The sequence below is a fragment of the Paenibacillus puldeungensis genome (genome assembly GCF_042678945.1).
Taxonomy (GTDB): domain Bacteria; phylum Bacillota; class Bacilli; order Paenibacillales; family Paenibacillaceae; genus Fontibacillus; species Fontibacillus puldeungensis.
Genome location: NZ_JBHTLM010000003.1, coordinates 221,078 through 234,530 on the forward strand (window position 1 = coordinate 221,078; position 13,453 = coordinate 234,530).

Annotated in this window: 12 protein-coding genes; 3 read left to right on the top strand and 9 right to left on the bottom strand. The window is 45.3% G+C overall.

Annotated elements, in window-relative coordinates:
* Positions 1–67: 67 nt before the first annotated feature.
* Positions 68–886 carry a DUF2935 domain-containing protein gene (locus tag ACFQ3W_RS06010; RefSeq protein ID WP_379317649.1) on the bottom strand — a complete coding sequence of 273 codons (819 nt, stop codon included), beginning with the start codon at positions 884–886 and terminating at the stop codon, positions 68–70.
* Positions 887–976: 90 nt separating this feature from the next.
* Positions 977–1,990 carry a serine hydrolase domain-containing protein gene (locus tag ACFQ3W_RS06015; RefSeq protein WP_379317651.1) on the bottom strand — a complete coding sequence of 338 codons (1,014 nt, stop codon included), beginning with the start codon at positions 1,988–1,990 and terminating at the stop codon, positions 977–979.
* A gap of 151 nt (positions 1,991–2,141) precedes the next feature.
* Between ACFQ3W_RS06015 and ACFQ3W_RS06020 the strand changes: the two genes are divergently transcribed.
* Positions 2,142–2,642, top strand: a complete 501-nt coding sequence (locus ACFQ3W_RS06020; protein ID WP_379317653.1) for a hypothetical protein — start codon at positions 2,142–2,144, stop codon at positions 2,640–2,642.
* A 29-nt stretch (positions 2,643–2,671) separates the two neighbouring features.
* On the opposite strand, the gene ACFQ3W_RS06025 is transcribed toward ACFQ3W_RS06020, so the two are convergent.
* Positions 2,672–3,316 carry a hypothetical protein gene (locus ACFQ3W_RS06025; protein ID WP_379317655.1) on the bottom strand — a complete coding sequence of 215 codons (645 nt, stop codon included), beginning with the start codon at positions 3,314–3,316 and terminating at the stop codon, positions 2,672–2,674.
* A gap of 128 nt (positions 3,317–3,444) precedes the next feature.
* Here ACFQ3W_RS06025 and ACFQ3W_RS06030 point away from each other — a divergent pair, with 128 nt between their 5' ends.
* Complete coding sequence (locus tag ACFQ3W_RS06030) at positions 3,445–4,827, top strand: SMI1/KNR4 family protein (protein ID WP_379317657.1); 1,383 nt, start codon at positions 3,445–3,447, stop codon at positions 4,825–4,827.
* A gap of 71 nt (positions 4,828–4,898) precedes the next feature.
* Here ACFQ3W_RS06030 and ACFQ3W_RS06035 read toward each other — a convergent pair whose 3' ends face one another.
* From ACFQ3W_RS06035 to ACFQ3W_RS06050, 4 genes are read right to left on the bottom strand one after another with little or no spacing between them, the layout of a single operon-like run.
* Positions 4,899–6,578 (bottom strand): DUF6138 family protein, encoded by a 1,680-nt coding sequence (locus ACFQ3W_RS06035; RefSeq protein ID WP_379317658.1) that lies wholly within the window; start codon positions 6,576–6,578, stop codon positions 4,899–4,901.
* Positions 6,575–7,279, bottom strand: coding sequence for a DUF4274 domain-containing protein (locus ACFQ3W_RS06040; RefSeq protein ID WP_379317660.1), 705 nt, complete (start codon positions 7,277–7,279; stop codon positions 6,575–6,577). Before ACFQ3W_RS06040 ends, ACFQ3W_RS06035 begins: the two co-directional genes overlap by 4 nt.
* 49 nt (positions 7,280–7,328) lie before the next feature.
* Positions 7,329–7,946, bottom strand: coding sequence for an SMI1/KNR4 family protein (locus tag ACFQ3W_RS06045; protein WP_379317662.1), 618 nt, complete (start codon positions 7,944–7,946; stop codon positions 7,329–7,331).
* Positions 7,947–7,973: 27 nt separating this feature from the next.
* Positions 7,974–9,275 carry a DUF1963 domain-containing protein gene (locus ACFQ3W_RS06050; RefSeq protein ID WP_379317664.1) on the bottom strand — a complete coding sequence of 434 codons (1,302 nt, stop codon included), beginning with the start codon at positions 9,273–9,275 and terminating at the stop codon, positions 7,974–7,976.
* A gap of 107 nt (positions 9,276–9,382) precedes the next feature.
* On the opposite strand from ACFQ3W_RS06050, the gene ACFQ3W_RS06055 reads away from it, so the two are divergent.
* Positions 9,383–10,186 carry a phosphotransferase family protein gene (locus ACFQ3W_RS06055; RefSeq protein ID WP_379317666.1) on the top strand — a complete coding sequence of 268 codons (804 nt, stop codon included), beginning with the start codon at positions 9,383–9,385 and terminating at the stop codon, positions 10,184–10,186.
* Here the strand turns inward: ACFQ3W_RS06055 and ACFQ3W_RS06060 are convergent.
* Positions 10,175–12,436, bottom strand: a complete 2,262-nt coding sequence (locus ACFQ3W_RS06060) for a hypothetical protein (RefSeq protein WP_379317668.1) — start codon at positions 12,434–12,436, stop codon at positions 10,175–10,177. The genes ACFQ3W_RS06055 and ACFQ3W_RS06060 overlap by 12 nt on opposite strands.
* A 387-nt stretch (positions 12,437–12,823) precedes the next feature.
* Complete coding sequence (locus ACFQ3W_RS06065) at positions 12,824–13,453, bottom strand: RNA ligase family protein (RefSeq protein ID WP_379317670.1); 630 nt, start codon at positions 13,451–13,453, stop codon at positions 12,824–12,826.

A 13,453-nucleotide genomic window follows, 5' to 3' on the forward strand; every position in this document is an offset into this window, starting at 1 on the left:
AAAATCATTTTTCATCTGTAGTATAAAATTCCATAAAAGCAATGTCAATAAATAATAGGCAAATATCTTAAAACAGGATTTCCCTCTTATTTACCTTGATGCCAGATAACGATCGTTCAAACATATCCAGAATAAATAGAAACCGTTCAGCCTCCCGAAAAACATGATCTGCCAGTAAAGGGTGAATGATGCTTTTTATCCGGCATGCTTCAATTAAATCACGAGCTGTTTTCTTGAAATCTCGCAGAGACTCAACGGAAACCCGATTCTCATCTACAAATTGACTTAATAACGGAATGGTTTGAGATTGAGGTCGCATCGAGCTTAAATCAATCGCCTGAAACATAAGGGTATCAAAATCTTGGCTAAATTCTCTTGCCTGTTCGACAAGCTTCCGTTCCGAAGGATCAAGCAGATGACCAATAAACTTCGCATGGTCAGCCATTATTTTTAGAAAGAAAACATTCTCATCAATGATGGCGTCATGCAGAGGCTCAAGCGTTCCAGAATTAAGCTCCTCTAATCGATTTCTAAAATAATTCGCTTCCCGGCTAACATGATCAACGAGTAAAGGGAAATTCGTTGCTCCTGGGAGCTTGCACTGCAGAATAAGGCCAAGGACTTTTCTTTTAAACGCCCAAATGTGGGTTGCGGCATTGTGTACTTCTGAGTTAAATTCCCTAATCGTTTGAGGGTCCGTATTTACAGTGAATTCATGGGCTCTTCTTTCTATGTCTTCAAATAGGCCCTGGAATTGAAGAGCTTCATTAATTAATTGAGTATCCTCACATCTAAAACCTAATCGAAGAAAAAGAGAATGTTCTTTCATGATTCGTGACCAAAAACGAACTTCGTCTAGTGACCGGACTACAAACTCGTCAGGCAAATATACCCCTCCATCCGATTTAAGCTTAGGCCTAGCATCCTATGGGAATATATGCCTATTGCTCGTTCCAGTATTACCGATTTGTGGCCATCAGGTGTGTTGACATACCAAAAAACTTTTCTCAAATAGCTTTGCCACTTCCCCCGCCGCAGGAGGATCGTAATTTGAAAGGACCGACACGATATAGCCCTGTTGCTGATAGATTGAAAACTGCGCGCTAATCCCCCGACCGTCACCGCCATGTCCTATCTTTCTCAGGGCATCGTCTATGAAAAAACCATACCCGTAAAATGGGGAACTCAGTTCATGCTTAGGTGACATGACAAGCTCGGTCAACTCCTGAGACAGCAATCTATGATTAAGTATGGCTGACCCGAATTTATTAAGATCGATAACCGTTGAGTAGCACCCGCCGGAGGGATTCCCCCGTTGGATCGGCTTAACCGCATTACTCCTGTATGTTTCGCCATCTTTGTAATATCCCGTTGCACGGTTTATCACAGGGATATCCGCGTCAAGGAAGTTGCTATGCTCCATTTCCGTACGGTCGAAAATATACTTCTGGACATAATCAAAATAGCTCATGTCTACGACATTTTCGATCAAAACACCTAATAGGACATAACCGGCACTGCAGTATGCCCAGCTCGCGACAGGCGAAAATTGGCATTTTAAACGACTGAGGAGCGGACGATAATCTTCCATATCCCGAAAAATCGAGGTGTGGGGCTCCGCATATAAAGCCTCAAAATAATCGTCCAATCCTGAAGTGTGAGAAAGAAGATGTCGAACCTGAATATGTTTACATAAGTCTTGAGGCAGCCATTCCTCGGATATGTATTTATCAATAGGATCTTCGAAATCTATTTTCCGTTCCTCAACCAACTGGGCGACGGCTACACCCGTAAACATTTTTCCGACAGATCCAATATTAAATTGCGTATCTATCTGATTGGGAACTTTATAGGCTTTACTTGCATATCCATATGATCCTTGAAAAAATACCTGATCCCCTTTAGTGATGAAAACGCAGCCGGAAAATCGATCGTCATAAACGAATGATTCGATAGATTTTTCAAAAGTGACAAGTTTATGCTCAATCATAGAAATCGCCGCCAATCCGTCTTGTTGGGATTATCGTAACACTTTTTGGAAATGAAAAGAACCTAAAATGATTCTGGGATATTAGACGCCCCGCAGGTATAATGGTAAAAGAAGGCAAAGCCCATATAATGACAATGGAAGGTGGATGTAAGTGAATTATTTCATGGCTTGTCCGGAGCCTGGTATGGGCACTTGGTATTTCGAAGTTGATGCTGAAGGAGTCGCCTATAGACAGATTGTTGTAGAGGAAGACGGCAGCTGGGTTACCTCCAACCAGAAGCACGAGCAATACCATTTTATGCTGGCCGAACACCCCATCGATCTTGACGATCCTTATTATGAGAACATAGCCAAAACGCAGTTTGAAGAGCTATGGTCCCGTTCCCTGCAAGCAACCATGGAGAAGTGGCAGAAAATCAAAAGCATTCTTCCCGTCGGTATGAAAATTGAAGGTGAAATTGAAGCTTTTTTCCCGCAAGGTACACTAGTGAACCTGTTTAAACAGCAGGCTGTCGGATTGGCGGATACCGCTGAGTTAAGTAAAACTTCCCCGCCGGAAAAAATGTATCCCAGACACAAGCTGACAGCCACGGTAAAGGGCTACGACGAAGTGAATCAATGGGTGGTGCTGGAACACGCCTACATGGTCTGAAGTTAATTTGCGTAGACTTAAGGGCCCCGTCAGATTTGTGATGTCTTGATTTTCTTCAAGTAGTCGTATACCTGGGTCAGTGGGATTTCAAGTCGATCAGCGATTTCTTTGATCTGTAGCCCTTGTTCACTCATGGCCCGGATTTGCTCGGTAACACGCTCTTCTTGATCCTCGGCCAATTGGTAAATCGGTTCCAGCAGCATTTCCCATGTGTCGGAGTCAGCGTATTCATCTGCCCCCACAATGTCCGAAACTAGAATATTTAATTCAGCACGGGTGATTGGCGAGTTCGAATGTTCAAGATGACTTTTCATAAATTTCATCACTTTTGCAAGGGCGTCTCTCAATTGCTTAATCGAACCGGCGATATAGCTCCCTGCCCCCCACTCCCCCATGCCATGCATCAGGTAAGAAACAGGCTGACCTTCTTCATTAGTATCTATGATAATCGGGTCACCAATCAGCTTGGTGTAACCGATCACGATCCACTCGGGCTGCCAATCTCCTTCTTCGCCGGTGATGAGTGAACGGCCTGCCGGGTCCACGCTGTAGCCAGCCTGTGCTTTCTCTAGCTTCTCCGGTGCAAAAATGGCAAAATCAATCCATTCTTCCAGCTTTTCACTCTCTAGTTTAAGCAGCTCCAGTTCCTCTTCTAAACAGGCGTCCAAACGCATTTTTGATCACCCTACTCTCTTAAAATTATAATCCATTTGGCATATATTAATTGGCGATAATTGGATTGTAGAATTAGGTGAGTAACATGGCAAGAGCTAATTATTAAAGCAATGGATTGGAGGATACCATGGATCAGAAACTAATTGATCAGTTGAACCAATGGCATGAAGAAGACGAGCATCAGCAAATCGTAAATACGCTGCTTGCGGTTCCCGAGGATGAACGGGACTATGAAATGATCAGCCGCTTGGGTAGAGCCTATAATAACTTGGATCTGTATGACGAAGCTCTCTCACAACTTGATAAAATCGCCGAAGCCGGAAAGCAAGATTCGATTTGGCATTTCCGGGTTGGTTATGCTTACTATTATTTAAGAAGATATAAAGAAGCGGTGCAGGCGTTCGCCACCTCGGACAAGCTAGAACCGGGGGACGAGAACACGGAATACTTCCTGCAAATGAGTCGGCGAAAATTGAAGAAGCAGCAAAGGCAGAAGCAGCGACTAGCAGCTAAACAAACGGCCTTAGAGTCCAGCAGGTCTTCCATAGATACGGTTCCATTTTCGGACATGTCACTAACAAACTTTTGGGAGAAAAGCGAATACGCCCGGCAAGAATATGTTTCCGAACCGCCAACGGATGAATTGATCGCCTCCATAGAAGAAGAGCTGGGATATAAGCTGCCAGCCTCTTATATTACGTTAATGAAGCATCAGAATGGCGGTATTCCTAGGAACACCTGCTTTCCTACGGAAGAGCCGACCTCGTGGGCGGAAGACCATATTGCCATTACGAGCATCCTGGGGATTGGACGAGAAAAAAGTTACTCGCTATGTGGAGATAGTGGCAGCCGGTTTATGATCGAAGATTGGGGATATCCCGATATCGGCGTGGTCATTTGTGATTGTCCTTCGGCGGGCCATGACGTGGTCATGCTGGACTACCGGACATGTGGACGTGATGGTGAACCTGAGGTCATTCATGTTGACCAGGAGGATGATTACGAGATTACATTTCTGGCCGAAAATTTTGAGGAATTCATTAAAGGTTTGGTCAGCGAGGAGGAGTACGACACCTCCGAGGAGGACAAAGCAACAGATTTGCACAAAGTTGCCCACGGAAAATTCTCTTCCTTACTTGAAGAACTGTGCGCTAAAGTGACGGAAGTGGAACAGATTGAGCAAAAGATTCGTCGTATCTGCACCGAGATTGTTGAGGAAAAAGGTCATTTCTCCTTCCATGCCGATGAAAAGTCGTACTTGATGTACGATGTGCAGTTTTGGCTTTATACGAAATCATACCCCGATACCGATCGAGAGCATTATTTAGATATCTATCCGAAAATGATTGCCTTTGGCGGTGAATTCGGTCAAGGCGGCTATGCCCCCTCCTGGATTACCGGCTGGCTCGATCAGCGTAAAAAGGAAGGCCGAATCGTCAAGGATCACGGACGACTTCAGTTTACGGATCAGGCTATAGCTGAATTGATACAGCAGCTGCAGAAGGCCTAATGTTCAGACGAAGTAACGACAAAAGCCCGCGGAATTCGCGGGCTCCTTTTATAGATGAACAACAACATGTTTTACTTCAAAAAGGTTAGCATTTGGAGCGCCACCAGCTCCTCCAATCCTTCCTTTAGTGGCGGCTCAGCTTTTTTAGCCGCAGCGACCAATTTCTTCATGCTTCCGAAGATTCGGCACAGCACCAGTTCGCGTTCGTGAATTTCTTTGCCTTTCAGCGCCTTATGAAGCGCCTCGGCAAGCTCAGGTCGATCGATAGCAAAATTTTTTACCAGCCTCCCCTCCTCATTTCCGCCCAGCAAAATGCTCACAATGACCGGCATGTGCTCTGCCTTTACGCCATGCGCTTCAATAAATGCCTCCGCATAATAGTCTTGAACCATTTGATGTTCTGTATCCACCAGCTCCATATACCGACAGACTAGCGGAAAATAGGATTCGCTATATAAACCTAACCCCATGACGGCATAGGTACCCGGCATCACCGATTTTTCACCCGGCTCCACATCCTCGTACCAAGCAAACTCTTCCATAGCGGTATTCGCATATTCCGCAAGCTTGGGATAGAGGTTAGGATAAGTGACCGCACCTGCAAAAAACTGATGCAGATTGGACTTCGCCAGTTTTTTTACAGGAAGGAAATGCTTTTGGCGGCTCTTCAGCTTGAGCATGTATCCCTTGGGAAAACCTTGCTTCAAAAGGCCGATGATATAATCCAGCGCTTCCCCGTAAGCAAGCTCCTCTTCGGAGAGAATCCGGATCTCAATCGTTTGTGTTACGTCGTTATTTCTGCACTCCACTCGCTCTCCCCGGTATGTACTCGCAAATTTCCCGCTGCCGGTCCTTAAATAATCCGCCGCCCGCTGGGAGCCCAATTGGGCCGCAAGCTCCAAATACTTTTGCCGGGTGTCTGGTTCGGTGAAACCGATTTGCAGTGCTGTATAAATAAAGAAATTCAGTTCATCCGCATCTACAGAAGGATTTTCTGCCTTCTCTTGGGCAATCCACTCCGTACTATATTCACTTACTTGGTAAAAATACTGTGGCAAAAAGTGATCCCGCGCCCAATAGTCGAGTGCCCGAGTATAATGTCCGACCCACTCGTCCTTGCGCTTTGGGTTCGTACGCAGCTTGTCTGAAAGCCGGCGGATCAGCGGATCGACGATATTTTCATCCTGTTTCATCATGTCGGGATTGACCAAATGCTGGGCGAAAAAGAACATATCCTCTTCCCCTGGCAGAACAGGCGGCTCTGAGAGAATCTTACCTTGTATGAACTCCTCCAGTGTCTTTTGGAGACCGATCAACTTGGGTTCATTAAGCAGCTCACGGTTAAGGGTTAACTTCGACTTCTCCCATTCAAATTCAAATACAACTTCAAACCGGTAGTCAAAAAAACGGGGGCCCAGCTCATCCGAGCGGAACAGATTATCGATACGCCCACACAAGGCAGGGAAGAGCTCCTCAGTCAACAGTTCGTCCGTCAACTCTGTAATGTAAGTATCCGCTTCAACTTTATAAGAGTCATCACTCCAGGAGAAGGGTTCAAAGACATCAATATGAATGTTCCCACCGGCCCAAGCGTATTTCCCTTTTCTCCACGCTACTCGAAGGTATTGCATGACTCCTGCCTGCAATCTACTAGGCTTATTAAATTCTCGAATCCTTTTACTTTCTTTCGTGTAAATCGTCGTGATTTCCGTCCATACCTTATTCAGAAAAGCATCCACTGCCTGGTTCAATAATCTGCTCCCTCCAATCGTTTTTTGATCCCTAAGGCAAGCTCCAGCCAGTGCACTCCATACAACCTGTTCTCTAACTCTGTCGCTTCTTTCTGCAGCCAGTAATTTCCGTCCAACAAATCGTACATATCATGCAATGTAATATCCAGAATTGAGGGATTGCGAAAAGCCTGCAGCATCGGTTCAGGGCCATCGTCCCAGTTATATTCGTTCACAACGGCATGCAGCAAAACCGGGGAATCCAGACAACGGATTTGTTCGCACATTTTCTTCATAGATTCCTCGTATAAAATTCCATCAACGACTTCATGTTCTTGGCCAGTCAACGTGAGTCGGACTGCTCCGGTTGTTCCAAGCAACAAATCCGCGATTTCTTTGTTACCCCGAGCCAAGTTCCAGGCAGTAGACAGAATGCCGTGGGGGGAGTCAAGCTTAGCGCCTGCTTCGATCAGCATAAGCATCGCTTCTTTTTGCTTGAACTTGACCGCTTTCCTAAGCGCTGTATCTCCCAGCTTGTCCTCTGCCTCGAGATCCGCCCCTTGATGGATTAACAATTCTATAGCCTCTACAGGCATTCGGTTGGTCAAAAATAGCATAAGCGGCGTTCTGCCGCGATCGTCCCGTTCATTCACATCCAGCTCAGATATGGCTTCCCGAACGACTGCGAGATTTTTCGACTTACTGACCTCTACCCAATTCATAGACGTCTCCCTTCCTTTTCGAACGCTTGAAAGCAACCTCTTAGACCTGTTATGTGTTTATCTTTTCAAGAGATTGATCCAGCCAGGTTTCATACCAATTCAGAAAGGTCAACCGTTCTTTGTTGCCAAAATAGTGATCCGGGTAAATGCCGCCGCTGTTAGCGCGGTCGTCAGCCCATATTTCACCGTAACACTGGCCCTTGACCACCAGATTCATAGAGACCCCACAGCCAAAGTTGCTAATGCGAAGCAGACCGGCTGAATGCTTCGGGCTAAAGTATTCATTTTCCAGCTCCGCCCATTCCTCCTCGGTCATGCTTTCACCGTCCCAATCATAATCCGGGTTCCATTCTTCCGTATATGGAAACTCTTTGGATATTTCGTTCAGCTCTGTTCGGTAATCCAAGTCTCCATAAACGCCATTCTCCGGCTTTTCTAAACCGTAGTAGGGTCCTGCTCCACCGCTGCCAACCTTCAGAAGAAATTCTCGATACTCCTCCGGCAATACAATGTTCCAGTTTTTTTCAAACCTTGTTATGTCATCCGGTGCCCAAACCGGGTCCAGATCATACTCGTGAGCCTTCGCGCCAAACAGCTCGAAGTCCGAGTCCGTTCGTTTGAGCATTTTCAGTTTGGAATGAATACGTTCGATTTGCTGATCATGCATAAGAAACCTTCCCCCTTTCATCCCGGCTTAGCTCTGCTGATACAATGTTGCAGTCATCATGTCTTCCGCACAAAGAAACATATAGAAAATGCCCTCGCCGTAATTGTCGAAATCCGCCCAGTCCACCTGACCGATAAATCGCATACGCTTGTGACAACATGGGCACTCGGGATATTCGGCGTCCTGAACCCAGCTCGGGTGTCCACCAATTTGCGAATCCGGCTGAGACAACGTCCAGATGGCGGCATAGAACGGGGAGCGTGGTTCATCCGAGAGAGTCAGATTCCAGGCGGCCGGATCATACCCGTAATCCTCCTCATCAAAAATGCGTAAGTAGTCTGGCTCCCGATTTAACCGGCTCCAAGTCGGTACGCCATCACGGTCCAAGTCCATGTAGATCGTTCCGAAGCAACCACAGCGCTCGCAGGTTTCAACCCGCAGCCGTTCGGTTTGCAGATTGAGATAGGCTAAAGAAGAATGGTTTGCGTTTACATCCATCAGGGTGATGAGCTTCCCGGAGCACCACGGGCAGGTGGAGATGCTATTTGTCAAAAAGTCAGCTGCATGCGCCTCAGTACGGGAATGTTTCGGCTCCTTCGCTTTTTCAATCGCATAGTTCATGCCATTAATCAAGTCGCGCCGACCTCCATCCGATGTGAGCTCCCAGCCTGCATCCAAGGCGTAGATCTCTGGTGCAACATACAGCTTATCCACCCATTTTGGCGGATTGGATCGCCATTCTCGAAACTGATTGATCACCTCGGAATCCCCGATCCATCCCAAAATCAGTAGGATATGGTTACGGTTATCGTCATCCCACTCCACCTGCCGGATCAGATGATCCCTGATTTCGGGAGTGGCGTCCTTGAACAATATGGCAGGGTGGTAAATCCCCTGCTCCAGAAGCTTGGGCAAGACTGCGGCGATATTGTCATTGCGATAGCAGACTAGTGACAATAGTATATTTTCGGCTATATCCGTTTTATCAGCATCGTCCTCTTTCAAGAGGTCCTCTGCAAAACTTAGCATCCGTGCTGCTTGGTCAGTCGTTAATGTGACATACAACTGCTCTTTGCTCAGCGGATACGGAGCATATTGAATCAACGGATCGTACTGCTTCGGAGCGTGCATGATCTTCAAAATGTCTACAGGATCCGTCAGACCCTCATATAAGTCTACTGTTTTGCGGTGCTTTTCAATATAAGCTTGCCGCTTTTGCCGTTCCTGTTCTTGATGGCAGGGCATGCAATAGCCGCCTGTCTTTGCAGCGGTGGTTGGTAAAATGGTAGCCTTGCACCCTTCCGTTTTGCATGGAATACGTTCTGTCATAATAGTTGAACCTCCGATAGAATCTGTATGGGATATAGCACTTCATCTTTTTAGAGAGTAATATGAGAATCGAATGTATCAAAGAAAACATGACAGGAGGGGATTAAATGAACGAGCCAGAAAAACTAATTGGATCCGGCGGTACCGCAAATGTATATGAATGGACGAACAATGAAGTCATTAAGATTTATAAACCTCATGTGTCCATGGATATGATAAGAAGTGAAGAAAATATAGGGAAGCTATTAAATAACACAAAATTATGTATACCAAAGTACATCAAAACCGTCGAATTGAACGGTAATTTAGCCATTGTATATGAACGTGCTGAAGGGAGACCTCTGGTAGAAGCTTTGATGGATTCCACAGATCAATCTAGTATTTCTGCTAAGTTCGCTAAACTGCATTACGAAATCCATCAGTACACAATCGAGAGATTACCTGCACAGAACAGTATGTATCAATGGCGGATTTCAAGAATGAGAAACAAATTAGGGAAGGCATTTATAAAAGTACAAGACCTCAACAACAGCCTCCCCCTAAAAAACAAGTTATGCCATGGTGATTTTCATCCCTTAAATATCCTTGTTCATAACAACGAATATCAAGTCATTGATTGGAATGATTGCTGTTCAGGCAACCCGCTATTGGATATTGCTTGGACTTACTTACTATTAAACTCACCCTCCCTTGAGGCGATGTTTGGGCAAACGATGGCTAAAGCAACTAAGGAGTTTTCAGATGAATATCTGCAATTTTATAGCCAATATGCAAATATGTCTAAAAACGATGTGTTCATGTACTTACCGCTTGCTGCTACACGCAGATTAGATGATAATCTGTCTTCGGAAACGGACCATTCGAAATATGAAAATAGCTGGCTGAAGGATATAATCTTATCACTGCGTTGAATAGTTAATGATGATCGCTTCCCTAGTGCTTTCATCGTAAGCAATCCACAGTTCATCGCCTACCACAACGCCATAAACAGGCTCAATCGTTTGAGTGATGCGGTAAGCAACACCGCCACGTTCTACCGTAATGTCAGCCAGCGGCCGTTCGGCCAGCGTTCCGGTGAATCGTACGGAGGTTACGATAGCTGCCCCCTGTTTGCCTCTACTCAGTCTAGTTTCTTTTAAAAAGTCGTTCTTTCTCATGGTAATTGGAATTACCAAACCCGCCTGCACGGGAAGTCCTTTCGGTACAAAGATACTATTCACTTTACGAATTGGCGCGGGTCCGTCGTTTATATTTACTTCCAGAATCATTAGCTGTCGGCCCCCCGTAAAAATGGGGTATTTCTCCACACCGATCACTTCACCATTTAGCGAAATTTGATCCGACTTCTCAAAAGCCCCTTCGTTCCCATAGCTATGGATTCTAGTTGTACCTTGAACCATCATTAGGTCCGCCTTTTCACCTATGCGGTACTCAAACCCAGGTGGTTGTACGACGGGTACCGTATATTCGCGGCCTTCTGCTACAAAATAAAGCTTCAGTACCTGGCTGCGATTGACATCTCCAAGAAGTTCGGTACGACGCAAAACCGCATTTTTGATGACATCAAGCTCTTGGTCTTGAGGAACATCCTGATCCGTCACGAACTCTGCGCTTTTCTTCTTCCGGTTATAGCTGATGATTACCGAATCACCGACTTTAATGTCCGTGAAATAAGAAATTACTTTCTTAATCTCAACCTCTTTCATCTGGCCTTCATCAGCAAACTGAACGACAAAGCGAACCTGCGGCTGCTCATTGACAAAAAGACCGGTTTCCTCCATCCGGACGATTGTACCTGGAAGATGCAACCCTTGTGCAATCCTTTTCTTTCTCGATTTATTAATATTGAGAGATATAATTGCTATAGAGCTGAATAAAATTAATGGCATGAACAACCAGACTAACCAATTGATTACGACTGCATTCCACTGCTTGACGTAGTTCCAGAAGCTTTTAAGCGAGAACTGGTTCGCTCCTTTTTCAACCATCCAACCTTCAACTTGCTCAGTCGTCAGAAGCTGAGTGTTATGGCTTTTCACATTCATGAAGCCGGCTGCTTTCTCTCCGCTTTGGAAATATAACATATCGCTGCCAAGCTCTTTATAAAAGTTAGCGTCGCTCCCTTCCAATTCCTTATAAGAAATCTTTCCAAGGAGCTCAGTAGCATCTGTGAATTTTCCGGTTTTCTCATTGAACACATAACCCAGCACGGTTCCATCAAGCTCATCCTTGGCTGTCGATCCGGCGATCAACACCTCTTGGTCATTTAACAGGAAGACTCTAGCCTGATACACTGGCTTGGGGGTTGGAACTACTGCCCCCCATTTTCTCTCGTTTTTATTGTAAAATTTGGCTGATTCAGGATACTCGCCGTCCACCCGGATTAGCTTTGAGTTATTGAACCCAAAGCTCTTAGCAAACCTGGCGCCAGCTTCATCCTGAGCATCGAAGGTGTTTAACTCCTTAGATGGAATTAATACCGAAAGCCTGTTGTTTTTGTCAAAAACTCCGCTGACATAAGCGGTTCTATCATCTTTTAAGTCTACTTCAAAGATCGGTACCGCGAAATCGTTTTTAAAGCTGCCTGTTACTTCGTCTACACGAACTGGCCTCGCAGGAAGCAGGTTGTCTGCCGTCAGAGCGATTCTTTTGAGCTGTCCATCCTTAACTTGAACTATAAATGGGTCCGTATCCCGCGCATCTCCGGAAATGATCATTCTCCCGCGCCAGGAATAGACACCCGAGGTTAAGGAGTTGGGGATGTATAATGTACTTTGTGCAAGCTCTTCAACCATGCCTGACGGTTTAAAGAAATTAAGCTGCAGTCCCGAACTTTCATCATAGGTTGGAATGATTACGCCATCCTGCTGATAAGATATGGCCTTCATTTGGCCAAACATGTTGGAGCGAATATCCACTTTGCTTAGTAACTTCCTTGTTTCTAAGTCAAACAGGTAGGCTTTTTTTAACCCATCGTCTTCTTTATCGGACAATCCCACGACCTTGTTCCCCTGATCCATCACGTATATTCCTGAGAGTGAGGGCAAGTAGTCATCGATATGATTGATATAACCTTTATAGTCGTTCCATACTGCAAAGCTTAATATAATAGTTGGTATAAAAAACACCAAGTTTATCAAAGATAGTCCACGTTTCTTCATCTATTTCTCTCTCCTTTCAGCTTATCCAAACCGCCCTAATTCTCCTTTCATATGTCTAGGATCGAATCATTTGCTATGTATTGGTAAGTGACTCTCAAAATAAAAAAATCAGGAGATTGGAGACCCTATTGTCCATTAACAGATGAGGTAGAAGGAAGGGATTCCATAGCCTGATTCATAAATAGTATACGGTTTTAAGAATTGCACAATCAACTAAAATCACCTCTCAAATTGGAAAAACATACCTTTGACCTACTTAATTAAGCCCTAATTCCCTATGTATGTTGGTGTTTAATTAGATCAAATATCACGGGAAAATGTGAGTAACCTTAACTGCATTACATGACAATCCCTCCTCATTTTTTTAATCATACCCACACTACTTCTCTACGCTAAATCGTTTGGTTCTATGGGTTTGCTTAACCAATGCTCATCGGTTTGCACGTGATTTTTTCGGACAAACTTGGCGACGGATCGCTTAAAATCCTCATATGCAAATTCGGATGCCAGCCGGACCACATAGCCCTCTTGTTCTCCGCCGAATTTGGACTGCATAGTGTAGCATTTCTTCGCAGCTTCTTCGCTCCACATCCCGCGATACAGCACCGGAACAAGTGGAATCCCGAGCTTTTCCGCCCACGCCGTGGTCTCATCCCAGGACATACAAATGTTTTGATCGTTCCAGACCGAAAAGAGCAGGAAATAGCCTGGAAGAGACGTATAGGCGAGCGAATGCTTCGCATACACGTTTTCCCCGCAAAGCCGGTACCCCTCCGGGATCATATAGCGGATTCCCCCGTGCAGCGTCTTCACATAATGTCGCGAGGGATGATCCTTGCTGTCAAGCGATCTGGCGTGAATAAAATCGCAATACATCGTCGTGTTTTCCCCGTCCATTTTTTCGGTAATCACGACCTCACGCCCGTTAAAATGGTCTGTACCTGCGAGAATCTTATCATCGTCCGTATAGCTCCGTGACCAAGGCAGGTGCATTGTCTTCGGATATTTTACCTTCAT

Bases quoted from the DNA above. Each gene is read 5' to 3' on its own strand.
- ACFQ3W_RS06015 (WP_379317651.1), bottom strand. From the start codon at position 1,990: ATGATTGAGCATAAACTTGTCACTTTTGAAAAATCTATCGAATCATTC.
- ACFQ3W_RS06025 (WP_379317655.1), bottom strand. From the start codon at position 3,316: ATGCGTTTGGACGCCTGTTTAGAAGAGGAACTGGAGCTGCTTAAACTA.
- ACFQ3W_RS06030 (WP_379317657.1), top strand. From the start codon at position 3,445: ATGGATCAGAAACTAATTGATCAGTTGAACCAATGGCATGAAGAAGAC.
- ACFQ3W_RS06040 (WP_379317660.1), bottom strand. From the start codon at position 7,279: ATGAATTGGGTAGAGGTCAGTAAGTCGAAAAATCTCGCAGTCGTTCGG.
- ACFQ3W_RS06045 (WP_379317662.1), bottom strand. From the start codon at position 7,946: ATGCATGATCAGCAAATCGAACGTATTCATTCCAAACTGAAAATGCTC.
- ACFQ3W_RS06050 (WP_379317664.1), bottom strand. From the start codon at position 9,275: ATGACAGAACGTATTCCATGCAAAACGGAAGGGTGCAAGGCTACCATT.
- ACFQ3W_RS06055 (WP_379317666.1), top strand. From the start codon at position 9,383: ATGAACGAGCCAGAAAAACTAATTGGATCCGGCGGTACCGCAAATGTA.
- ACFQ3W_RS06060 (WP_379317668.1), bottom strand. From the start codon at position 12,436: ATGAAGAAACGTGGACTATCTTTGATAAACTTGGTGTTTTTTATACCA.
- ACFQ3W_RS06065 (WP_379317670.1), bottom strand. From the start codon at position 13,453: ATGAAGGTAAAATATCCGAAGACAATGCACCTGCCTTGGTCACGGAGC.